Below are 11,688 nucleotides of genomic sequence, written 5' to 3' on the forward strand. Positions count from 1 at the left end.
TTGCCGATGGCGCCGATATTCAGGGGGGCTTTGCCGTTTTTGATAAACCAGTTGACGGCGTGCGCGCCGCTCACCATACCGACTTTCCACAGGGTTGGGTGGCTATTGGCATAGGTAAACAGGCGCGTTGCGATCTGTTCGGCTTTCGGCGGCAGGCCTACGTCGACCATCTTGCGGCGATGTTTAAGGATCAGCTGCGCCAGCGGAATTTTGACCGGGCAGACGCTATTGCAGGCGTAACACAACGAACAGGCGTAGGGCAGGTCTTTGAAATCGGCGTATCCGCCCAACAGGGGAGAGAGTACGGCGCCGACCGGGCCGGGATAAATCGAACCATAGCCGTGACCGCCGATATGGCGATAAGCCGGGCAGGTATTCATACAGGCGCCGCAGCGGATGCAGTGCAAAATATCGCGAAATTCCGAGCCGAGGACGGCTGACCGGCCATTATCGACCACCACCAAATGGAAGTCCTCGGGGCCATCGACGTTGTCCGCCTCCCTCGGGCCCGTTAGCCAGGTGTTGTAGCCGGTCAACTGAGCGCCCACTGCGCTGCGGGCCAGCAGCGTAATCAGTACGTCCACTTCCTCGAATGTCGGCGCGAGGCGCTCCATGCCCATCACTGCGATGTGCGTTTTCGGCAGCGTGGTACACAGCCGTGCGTTGCCTTCATTGCTGACCAAACATACTGACCCGGTTTCAGCGACGGCGAAATTGCAGCCGGTAATGCCGATATCCGCGCTAAAAAATTGCGGCCGCATCTGCTCGCGAATAAATAGCGTCATCGCCTCCGGGGTGTCGGAGCCGGTGTAGCCCAGCGTGTCATGCAGAATTTTGCGGATCTGATGGCGATCTCGGTGAATGGCGGGGACAACGACATGGGACGGGGCGTCGTGGGCGAGCTGCAAAATGTATTCGCCCAGATCGGTTTCGATGACGGTTAACCCGGCGCCTTGAAGCGCGGCATTGAGACCGATCTCCTCGGTGACCATCGACTTGGATTTGACGATCTTCTTCGCCTGCTTCTGTTTCGCGACCGTGAGAATATAGTCCGTCGCCTGCGCTTTGGTCGTGGCAAAATAGACGTGTCCGCCGTTTTTAGTCACATTTTCGGAGAGCTGATAGAGGTAGGCGTCCAGATTTTCGAGGACGTGTCGCCGAATTTGTTCCCCGCGGCTGCGCCACGACTCCCAGTGTCCGAGGTCGTCGACCATTTTTTGTCGGTTAGCGCCGATGCGCTCTTGAGCCATCGCCACTGCCTTGCGCATGACGCCGTCGTCAATCTGTTCGCGGATCCGTTCATGAAACGGGACGTCGCTGGTTTTTAGATACATGTTGGCTCCTTAGTGGCTCATCAGCACGTCGGCGATGTGCATCACCTTCACGGATTTGCCTTCGCGATGGAGACGTCCGCCGATGTTGATCAGGCAGCTGACGTCGGCGCCGATGAGGTAATCAGGATTGGCTTCCATCATGTGACTGACCTTTTCTTTCACCATTTCGCCAGATATTTCCGCCATCTTGACGGAGAACGTGCCGCCAAAACCGCAGCAGGTTTCGGCCAGCGGAAACGGGACGATTTCCAATCCCTGGACATGCTCCAGCAACGTCATCGGTTCATGCTGAACGCCCAATTTGCGGAATAGGCTGCAGGAGGGGTGATAAACTGCCTTGCCCGGCAAGGCTGCGCCCACGTCCACGACGTTGAGAGTATTCACGATGAAAGAGGTCAGGTCATAAATCCTGTCGGCGACCTTTGCCGCACGCTTCGCCCACTCAGGATCATCATTCAAATAATCGGGATAGCTTTTGATGGCGTAGGTGCAGGAGCCTGCCGGAGAAATAATGGGGTCGTCATTTTCTTCCAGCGCGGCAATCAGGTTTTTCATGCCGGGAATGGCGTCGGCGGTATATCCGGCATTTAACGCCGGTTGGCCGCAGCAGCCCTGTTTCTGTGGAAAGTGGACGGTACATCCCAGTTTTTCGAGTAGTAATACCGAGTTGCGCGCCATGTTTGATTTCAGCGCGTCACCAATACAGGTGACAAAAAAGTTCACATTCACTTGCTTGCCTCTCTGTTATTTCTTTGCATGAGAAAATCATGCGCCCGTGAGCGGGAAAATAGTGTGATAGGCGTTGTTATTTATTTCCGGATAACGGCACTGAACATGTCGAATTAATCCATTTTCGATGACTTATAGCGCCTGATAATATTTTTCTAAATAAATTATTGATTGCCGGAAAGATAATGAAGGGTAAGGCGATGTGGTCCCTTATTAATGTTTAGAAGACACGGAAGTATAATGACACCTCCTTTTTTGTTTCGGTTTGTTACCGCTATTCATTGTCGACGTAATAAGGAATTGCCGTGGTGAATCCCCCTTTTAATATCATGACGCATCGAAAATGTTGGCGTCGGTAGGCCAGACTGGCCTTGGGATTATCGCGACAATCGCGAGAGCGTCTGGAATCGGTCAGCGCTTCGCGAGGCGGAAGTCGGGGCACACAAGATCGCAGTGGCGGGCGTGCTGAGTCGCATAGACCCGCGTCGCTAAAATTGTACGAAGAGTGGTCGGTCGGCCGCCATGCAATGCCGTCCTGCGGCGAGCGGAGGGGAAAGCGGGTGAAAGAAAGTGAAAACAATGATAAAACAAGCTCATCTGTAATCGCCGTCGGCATCCGGCAGTGGCTGCAATCAGTCAATACCGACTTGTCGTTAAGAACTGCTAACCTGTATGTTTAGCACGGGCGGTTTCCGCATCTTGAATCTTAATATGAGTTAAGTAAGGGTAGAAAATGGATAAGGGTAACAACAAACCGTGTTTCCAGGACGTATTGGCGTTTGTGCGTACATTCCGTCGTAAAAACAAGCTGCAGCGTGAAATCGCCGATAACGAAAAGAAAATTCGTGATAACCAGAAACGTGTGTTGCTGCTGGACAACCTGAGCGAATACATCAAACCGGGTATGTCGATTGATGATATTCAGAACATCATCGCCAACATGCGTAGCGACTATGAAGACCGTGTTGATGAATACATCATCAAAAACGCGGATCTGTCGAAAGAACGCCGTGAGCTGTCACGCAAAATTAAAGAAATGGGTGAAATCAAATCGGCCGCTGAGACCAAATAACCCGTTTCATCACCTATCGAAAGGATCGCCTCGGCGATCCTTTTTTTTGGCCTGTGCTCACCACGATCCCCTCTACATCACCTCACTGACCCTCTTTCTCCATTCAAACGTTGTTGCACGGCATTGCATGCCTGTTTGCGCAGTGGCTCGCGCTTCAACCACTGGCCGCTTTGATTTCATCACGATGAAAAATAGACTGTGTGAAGGGATAAAGACGCCGTCCGACGGGCGGGCTGAACGGTCAGGGAGTGCCGCTTTCCTATGTCGCTGAATGTCATGGCGCTTGCGCTGATAAGCGGTATGTTGCCGCTGCTGTGGTTGCCGCAGATCCCGTCGACAAGCGTCTTGTTCGCCTTGCTGGCCGCGCTAATCCCGGCCTACCGTTACCTTCCCGGCACGCTGCGCCCCGGAGTCCTGGCGGGATTTGCGCTGGTGTGGGGATGTCACAACGCCGGACAGGCCGTCGGTCAGACGGTGGAGCTGACATCGCGTCCGGTGACGGCAGAGGTGGCGATCGCCAGCGTACGCTTTGGTGCGCAGCCGGAAGCGGCCCCGGTCGTACGTCTGATTCGGATCGATGAACGCTGGCTGTTTCCTCCGGTCGCGGTCAGGTTAAATTCAGGCGCGGCCCTGAACGCGTGGTGCGGCGGGCAACGCTGGCGTCTGCGGCTACAGCTGCGGCCCGTACACAGTCGGCTGAACGAAGGCGGATTCGACAGCCAGCGCTGGGCGCTGGCCCGCAGGCAAACGCTGACGGGAGCCGTTCAACACGCGACGGTGCTGGATGCGCGCTGCGGAGTTCGGCAGGACATCGTGACGACGGTGGAACGTCAGACTCAGCGCCTGCCGTGGCGTTCGATTCTGTTGGCGCTGACGCTTGGCGAGATGGCGACCGTAGACGACGACACTCAGGCCCTGTTGCGTCAGACTGGCACGATGCATCTGATGGCGATATCCGGGTTGCACATCGCGCTGGCGGCGCTGTTGGGTTGGGGACTGGCGCGGGGCATGCAGAGCCTGTTTCCGGTGCATCGTATTGGCTATCGCTTTCCGTTGATCGTCGGGCTGTTCGCCGCCCTGAGCTATGTCTGGTTGGCGGGCGGCAATCCTCCGGCGGTCAGGGCCGGTCTGGCGTTGAGCGTGTGGACGTTGCTGCGACTCACGGGCGTCAGCTGTACGCCGTGGCAGGTCTGGCTTGGGTGTGTGGTTTTGATCCTGACCGGCGATCCGCTCAGCGTGTTATCGGACAGCTTCTGGTTATCGAGTTTCGCCGTGGCGGCGCTCATTTTCTGGTACCAGTGGGCGCCGCTACCGGCATGCTGTCTGCGGCCCAAACGCTGGGTATGGCTCCGCTGGTTGCATCTACAGACGGGCATGACGCTCTTGCTGCTGCCGTTGCAGATTGTGTTGTTCCACGGCGTCAGTCTGACGTCTCTGCCTGCAAATCTATGGGCCGTGCCGCTGGTGTCATTTGTGACGACGCCGCTGGTGCTGGTTGCGCTGCTATTGTCTTTCGCGCCGGATGTTAGCGCCATTTTTTGGTGGTTGGCCGATCGATCGCTGACGGCCGTATTCGCACCGCTGGCGGGGTTGCCCTCCGGCTGGTGGGCGTTAGGGGAGCGGGCATTGCCGTTTAGTCTGTCCGGGTGGCTGGCGGTGGCGATCTGGCGTTTTGCCTGGTGGCGCTATGCGCCTCTCAGCGTGATCAGTCTGCTGCTGATCCTGCTCCTTCGGCCAAAAGCGCCTGCGCCCCTGTGGCGGGTGGATATGCTGGATGTCGGTCACGGGCTGGCCGTCGTCATCGAGCGTCACGGTAAAGCCGTGCTTTACGATACGGGGGCGAGCTGGGCGGGCGGCACTATGGCGAGCCGTGAAATTGTGCCCTACCTTCGATGGCGGGGGCTGGAACTGGAGCGGATTATCGTGAGCCACAGTCATCTGGACCACCGCGGAGGACTCATCGAACTGCAGCGGCAGTTTCCTGCCGCTCAGGTGTACAGCCCGATGACGCAGAAGGGACATCAACCGTGTCTGCAAGGTCAGCAATGGCACTGGCAGGGATTACGTTTCAGGGTGTTGTGGCCGCCGCGAGCTATCCACGATGCGGGAAACAATGACTCCTGTGTGGTCGCGGTCGATGACGGGCAGTTTCGAGTGCTGCTCACCGGCGACGTTGAGGCCGAAACGGAAGCGATACTATTGCGTACTCAGCGGCTGGCGCTGGCGGCGGATATTTTGCAGGTGCCGCATCACGGCAGCGCGACCTCTTCGTCGTCGCCCTTTATTCGTGCGGTGGGGGCGAAGTGGTCGGCGTCGTCCAATTCCCGCTATAACCCGTGGCGGCTGCCGTCGGTGAAAGTGCGGCGACGCTATCGTCAGCTGGAGCACCCTTGGCACGACACGGCGACGTCCGGTCAATTCAGCGTGCGCTTTTTCTTCGAAGGCTGGCAGGTCTTTGGCTTTAGGGAGGACATCTCCCCGCGTTGGTATCATCGCCGTTTTGGCGTCAGTCCCGAGGCATCATGAACGCGATGGTATTGCGAGGAGAGTCAAAGGTCGCCGACGTTAAGCGAATTGGACGCCATCTTCGTAGCAGGCGGGGTCGCGTGATGGGGGAGACCTGTTATTTGCCGGGAGCGGCGTGAAATGCCTGATCGAGGTCGAAAGGGAGGGATACACCAGGCGGTCAGGCGTCTCATCGTTATCCCTCTCGACGATCAAACCGGTCAACGAAACAGGCCTGCGCGAAGTTTTAAATTGTCACGGCTGCTTTAACCACACGATCGGTCGCTCGCGTTTCTAGCGTGTTGGTGTTAACCACCGTCTCTTCGCTCATCATATAGGTCAGGATGGAATGATCGTGGTTGATTTCTATCATGCGATAACCCAGATACTTTTTGCCCCAATTTCCTCCCACGTGTCCGTCGAAAATATAGGGAATGTTATTACGGGTCAGCACTTCATCGCGGTCGTGGTCATGCCCGTTAAATACCGCTTTAACGTTAGGATAGGCCGATAACGTTGAAGCGATGGTTTCGCATTGAATCGAGGCCTTAGCCGCGCCGACCGGATTGATGTGCATAAAAATGAAAATGCCGTCTCGATCTTTTTGCTGCTCTAATTTTTCATTCAGCCATGACAGATCGGGGCATCGGTAGGTTCCCGTCAGGTCCGAGGTATCCATGAACAGGAACGCGTCGTTTCGTAATACCCGGCTGTGGTTGAAAGGCTGATGGAATTGCGCCACCCAGTCGGCTTCCGTCACGCGATCGTGGTTCCCGCGGGTGACAAAATAGGGCATATCCAGACGGTCGAGGTGCGCGCGGGCAGGAGCAAGAAAACGCGGCTCGTTATGAATCAAATCGCCGTTGAACACCAGAAAATCAATGGGCTTTTTAGCGTTAAAGGCATTCACTTCGTCCACCATTCGGGTGAAGTTGTGATCGTATGCGGTATTTTCCTGTCCGTAATGTCCATCCGAGACAACCACAATGCGCGTTTTAGTTTTTGCCGAACGGGTGTTTTTTCCAATATGGCATCCGCTTAGCATGACCCCGGCCGAAATAAATAAAAAATTCCGTCTGGTTAACATATTTCCTCCTGAATATTATTATCGCGAAAATAAAATCGGCATCAGCGTCTTTCATGAGCGTGGATTATTCATGGCTCGCGATGACGTCATTAAAATCACTCTACAAATCCAATGTTTCTGAAATATGGCGGGCGTTGTCTTATCGTGCGGGGAAATAGCGTGCGCGATGCTTTTGCCGGGCAGAAAGAATATTAAACGAAGCGCTAATACCGCGTGGAACCACACAGGAGGTGAAGGAAAGTTCGTCGAGGTCGGGTAACGACACGCCGTGCTTACACGTAAATGCACTGATGCGGCATTTCCACATATCGCCCTGATTCCCCTTTGGTCTTTCTCACGGGGCCATGAATGGGTAATATAGGCGGCTATTTCTATAGGCTCAGGTTTATTGCATGATTAATGATCAAGATCTTTCCACATGGCAGACATTTCGTCGCCTATGGCCGATGATCACGCCGTTCAAGACGGGGTTGGTCGTCGCAGGCGTCGCACTGGTAATGAATGCCGCCAGCGACACGCTTATGTTGTCTTTGCTCAAGCCGTTGCTGGATGACGGATTTGGCAAGGCTGACCGCAACGTGCTGGTGTGGATGCCGTTAGCCATTATCGGGCTGATGGTGATGCGAGGGATCTCCAGCTACATCTCCAGCTATTGCGTGGCGTGGGTCTCCGGCAAGGTCGTAATGAACATGCGTCGCCGGTTATTTAGCCACATCATGGGAATGCCGGTTTCGTTCTTCGACCAGCAGTCCACAGGGACGCTGCTGTCGCGAATCACTTATGACACCGAACAGGTGGCCGCTTCCTCGTCGGACGCGCTGGTGACCGTTATTCGTGAGGGTGCCTCCATCATCGGCCTGTTTGTACTGATGTTCTGGTACAGCTGGCAGCTTTCGCTGATCCTGATTGTGATCGCGCCCATTGTCTCCTACAGCATTCGTCTGGTGTCTAAGCGCTTCCGTAACATCAGTAAAAACATGCAGAACACGATGGGGCAGGTGACGACCAGCGCGGAGCAAATGCTCAAAGGGCATAAAGAAGTCCTGATTTTCGGCGGCCAGAAAGTCGAGTCGGAACGCTTTGATTCGGTGAGTAACCGCATGCGTCAGCAGAACATGAAGATGGTGTCTGCGTCCTCCATTTCCGATCCCGTGGTGCAGTTTATTGCTTCTCTGGCGCTGGCCTTTGTGCTGTATGCCGCGAGCTTCCCCTCCGTAATGGAAACCCTGACCGCCGGGACTATCACGGTCGTCTTCTCCGCCATGTTCACCCTGATGCGTCCGCTGAAATCGCTGACCAACGTCAACGCGCAGTTCCAGCGCGGTATGGCCGCGTGCCAGACCTTGTTCACCATCCTGGATATGGAACAGGAAACCGATAAAGGCAAACGCGTGATTGAGCGCGCCAAAGGCGACCTGGAGTTCCGTCATGTCGACTTCGCCTATCCGGGCAAGGAAACGCTGGCGTTGAACGACATCAGCCTGCATGTGCCGCCGGGTAAAACCGTCGCGCTGGTGGGACGCTCTGGCTCCGGCAAGTCCACCATCGCCAATCTCATTACGCGTTTTTACGATATCCAGTCGGGCGAAATCATTCTGGACGGTCACGATCTGCGCGACTATACGCTGTCTTCTCTGCGTAATCAGGTTGCGCTGGTGTCCCAGAACGTACACCTGTTCAACGACACCATCGCGAACAACATCGCCTATGCCTTCGACAAATCGTTCAGCCGCGAAGATATCGAACGCGCGGCAACCATGGCGCACGCGATGGACTTCATCAGCAAGATGGAGAACGGTCTGGATACCGTGATCGGCGAAAACGGCGTGCTGTTGTCCGGCGGACAACGTCAGCGTATCGCGATAGCGCGCGCGCTGCTGCGCGACTGCCCGATCCTGATTCTGGACGAAGCCACCTCGGCGCTGGATACCGAATCCGAACGCGCGATTCAATCGGCGCTGGATGAACTGCAGAAAGACCGTACCGCGCTGGTCATCGCTCACCGTCTCTCGACGATTGAAAATGCCGACGAGATTCTGGTGGTGGAAGACGGCCGCATTATTGAACGCGGCAATCATCACGATCTGATTACCCGTGATGGCGCTTACGCGCAGTTGCACAAGATGCAGTTTGGCTCATGATTGACCGCATCTGGTCAGGACGCTCTCCGCTCTACTGGCTGCTGATCCCGCTATCGCTGCTCTATGGCGCGGTAAGCGGGATTATTCGCCTGAGCTATCGTTGGGGGTGGCGTCATGTATGGCGCGCGCCTTTGCCGGTGGCGGTGGTGGGGAACCTGACCGCGGGAGGCAATGGTAAAACGCCGGTCGTCATCTGGCTGGTGGAACAGCTGCAGCAGCGAGGTTACCGCGTCGGCGTGGTTTCGCGCGGTTACGGCGGAAAAGCGGAACGCTATCCTCTGGTCGTTTCACCCGACGTCACCACCGCACAGGCGGGTGATGAACCCGTACTGATTTTTCAACGCACGGGCGCGCCCGTTGCCGTTGCGCCCCAACGCCGCGAGGCCGTAGAGGCTCTGTTGGCTGCCTATCCGCTCGACATTGTGATCACCGACGACGGCCTGCAACACTATGCGTTGGCGCGTGATGTCGAAGTGGTGGTGGTCGATGGCGTGCGCCGTTTCGGCAACGGTTGGTGGTTGCCCGCCGGACCGATGCGCGAACGGGCCTCCCGTCTGGCCTCCGTCGATGCGATCATCGTTAACGGCGGCGACGTTCAACCCGGCGAGATCGCCATGCAGCTGTCTGCGGACGAAGCCGTCAATCTCGTGACCGGTGAACGACGACCGGTATCGGAGCTGCCGCCGCTGGTGGCGATGGCGGGGATCGGGCATCCGCCGCGATTCTTTGCCACACTCAAACAAAAGGGCGCGACCGTGGAGCATGAGGTCGCGTTTGCCGATCACCAGTCCTATTCGCCTGCCCAGCTTGCGTCGCTACCCGGCGGCGAACAGCAGGCGCTGATCATGACCGAAAAAGACGCGGTGAAGTGCCGCGCTTTCGCTAAGGCTAACTGGTGGTATTTGCCGGTCACCGCCGAACTATCCGCGGCGCCCGCCGAGGCCGTATTGGCACGGCTCGAACAACTGATTGCACAGTATCGACAGGGCAACCCGAACGCCTGATAAGGCGCGTTGCCTCTCATTGACAAAGAGCTTCTTGATGGAGGAAGCACGATGGATCATCGTTTACTTGAAATAGTCGCTTGCCCGGTCTGTAACGGCCGGTTGGTCTTCGATAAAGAAAAACAGGAACTGATCTGCAAGATAGAAGGTCTGGCCTATCCCGTGCGCGACGGCATTCCCGTCCTGCTGGATCATGAGGCCCGCCATCTGACCGCCGACGAGACCGCAAAATGACGTTTACCGTAATTATCCCGGCCCGCTTCGCCTCCAGCCGTCTACCGGGCAAGCCGCTGGCCGACATCAACGGCAAGCCGATGGTGGTCCACGTCATGGAACGTGCGCAGGAGTCGGGCGCGGAGCGTGTCATTGTGGCCACCGATCATCCTGACGTTGAGCAGGTCATTCGTCAGGCGGGCGGCGAAGTTTGTCTGACTAGCCCGGATCACAGTTCAGGCACCGAGCGGCTGGCGGAAGTGATTGAGCGCTACCGTCTCCCGGATGATGAAATCATCGTCAACATTCAGGGCGACGAACCGATGATCCCGCCGGTCATCGTGCGTCAGGTCGCTGAAAATCTGGCGGGAAGCCGGGCAGGGATGGCGACCTTAGCCGTGCCGATTATCGGCAGCGAAGAGGTGTTCAACCCCAATGCGGTGAAAGTGGTGAGAGATGCGGAAGGCTATGCGCTGTACTTCTCGCGCGCGCCGATCCCGTGGGACCGCGAGCGCTTCGCCCAGTCGAAAGAGAACGTTGGGGATCACTTCCTGCGTCATATCGGCATTTATGCCTACCGGGCGGGTTTTGTGCGTCGCTACGTCAGTTGGGCGCCGAGCGAGCTGGAAAAAATCGAACTGCTGGAGCAGCTGCGTGTACTCTGGTACGGAGAAAAAATTCATGTGGATGTGGCGAAAGCGATTCCGAGCGTCGGCGTGGATACGCCAGAAGATCTGGAGCGCGTACGCCTGGCGATGGCCGGCGGCTAAAACTTCCCTCATTCTCGTTTAGTTACAACGGCAGGCGGACATTATGGCCGCCTGTTTTTTTTTGCTGAAATCCGGGAGGAAATACCGTCAACCCGGGGTTTCAGGCTGGACTAAATGGTCCGGCATCGATCACGATCAGCGCGTTCAGATAGCAACGCCGTCTGATGAGGCAAGGCGGTCAGCGAAGACTGCCGAGATTGCTGGAGGGTATCACGTCACCGTGTTAAGCGAGTGGGGTAGCCTCAGAAGCATGAATGAAGACCACAAAAGGAAGGAGTTCTACATGGAAATGAGTAATACGATCTGCTCAACGCTGGCGTTGGGCCTGCTAGCCGCTACTACCGCACCGGCGAATGCGGCCACCTTTTATCTGTCGCCGACCGGTAATGATAACGGCACTGGCACCCTCACCGCACCCTGGAAAACATTTGGACGGGCGCAGCAAACCCTGGCGCCCGGTGACCGACTGTGGATACGCGGCGGTAAATACGGTTTTATCGGGGGCGTCAACCAATGCGCGAGCCGTACCGATATCGTCAATGCGGTGACGTTGAACAAAAGCGGAATGGCGGGAAAACCCATTCAGTACTGGGCTTACACAGGGGAGACGCCGGTGTTTGACTTCAGCAAAATGAAGGATGACTGCCGCATCAAAGGGTTCAACGTGACGGCAAACTGGGTGTCATTGAAGGGGCTAGAGATTGTAGGCGTCCGGCAGAATAACAATCTCAACCACGAATCCTGGGGCGTGTGGATCAAAGGCAGTAACAACACGTTTGAGCTGTTGAACATCCACCACATTATGGGAACCGGCCTGTTTTTGCAGAATGGCG

At 56.4% G+C, this 11,688-nt stretch carries 9 protein-coding genes and 1 pseudogene; 7 read left to right on the forward strand and 3 right to left on the reverse strand.

Annotated elements, in window-relative coordinates:
• Together Q7O77_RS08515 and Q7O77_RS08520 are read right to left on the reverse strand one after the other, a co-directional pair.
• The coding region (locus Q7O77_RS08515; RefSeq protein WP_304165765.1) for a LutB/LldF family L-lactate oxidation iron-sulfur protein at positions 1–1,334 on the reverse strand (1,334 nt) is incomplete at its 3' end.
• Between the two features lie 9 nt (positions 1,335–1,343).
• Positions 1,344–2,063: a (Fe-S)-binding protein gene (locus tag Q7O77_RS08520; protein WP_094117512.1), complete on the reverse strand. Its 720-nt coding sequence runs from the start codon at positions 2,061–2,063 to the stop codon at positions 1,344–1,346.
• A 733-nt stretch (positions 2,064–2,796) separates the two neighbouring features.
• On the opposite strand from Q7O77_RS08520, the gene Q7O77_RS08525 reads away from it, so the two are divergent.
• Together Q7O77_RS08525 and Q7O77_RS08530 are read left to right on the forward strand one after the other, a co-directional pair.
• Positions 2,797–3,135: a DUF496 family protein gene (locus Q7O77_RS08525; RefSeq protein ID WP_026740414.1), complete on the forward strand. Its 339-nt coding sequence runs from the start codon at positions 2,797–2,799 to the stop codon at positions 3,133–3,135.
• A 261-nt stretch (positions 3,136–3,396) separates the two neighbouring features.
• Complete coding sequence (locus Q7O77_RS08530; protein ID WP_304165771.1) at positions 3,397–5,661, forward strand: ComEC family protein; 2,265 nt, start codon at positions 3,397–3,399, stop codon at positions 5,659–5,661.
• 226 nt (positions 5,662–5,887) lie between these two features.
• Here the strand turns inward: Q7O77_RS08530 and Q7O77_RS08535 are convergent, their stop codons facing one another.
• Positions 5,888–6,727 carry a metallophosphoesterase gene (locus Q7O77_RS08535; protein ID WP_304165774.1) on the reverse strand — a complete coding sequence of 280 codons (840 nt, stop codon included), beginning with the start codon at positions 6,725–6,727 and terminating at the stop codon, positions 5,888–5,890.
• A gap of 392 nt (positions 6,728–7,119) precedes the next feature.
• Here Q7O77_RS08535 and msbA point away from each other — a divergent pair, with 392 nt between their 5' ends.
• From msbA to Q7O77_RS08560, 5 genes and pseudogenes are all read left to right on the forward strand, one after another.
• Positions 7,120–8,868, forward strand: coding sequence for a lipid A ABC transporter ATP-binding protein/permease MsbA (msbA, locus tag Q7O77_RS08540; protein WP_085651661.1), 1,749 nt, complete (start codon positions 7,120–7,122; stop codon positions 8,866–8,868).
• Positions 8,865–9,872, forward strand: a complete 1,008-nt coding sequence (lpxK, locus tag Q7O77_RS08545) for a tetraacyldisaccharide 4'-kinase (protein WP_304165778.1) — start codon at positions 8,865–8,867, stop codon at positions 9,870–9,872. Before msbA ends, lpxK begins: the two co-directional genes overlap by 4 nt.
• Before the next feature lie 51 nt (positions 9,873–9,923).
• The gene (locus Q7O77_RS08550; RefSeq protein WP_026740410.1) at positions 9,924–10,106 is read left to right on the forward strand and encodes a Trm112 family protein; all 183 of its coding nucleotides are present in this window, start codon (positions 9,924–9,926) and stop codon (positions 10,104–10,106) included.
• Positions 10,103–10,855, forward strand: a complete 753-nt coding sequence (gene kdsB / locus Q7O77_RS08555) for a 3-deoxy-manno-octulosonate cytidylyltransferase (protein ID WP_304165782.1) — start codon at positions 10,103–10,105, stop codon at positions 10,853–10,855. Before Q7O77_RS08550 ends, kdsB begins: the two co-directional genes overlap by 4 nt.
• A gap of 283 nt (positions 10,856–11,138) precedes the next feature.
• Positions 11,139–11,688, forward strand: a pseudogene (locus Q7O77_RS08560) (pectate lyase); the annotation flags it as partial.

Source organism: Lonsdalea britannica, assembly GCF_946477055.1.
In the GTDB taxonomy this organism is placed as follows: Bacteria; Pseudomonadota; Gammaproteobacteria; order Enterobacterales; family Enterobacteriaceae; genus Lonsdalea; species Lonsdalea britannica_A.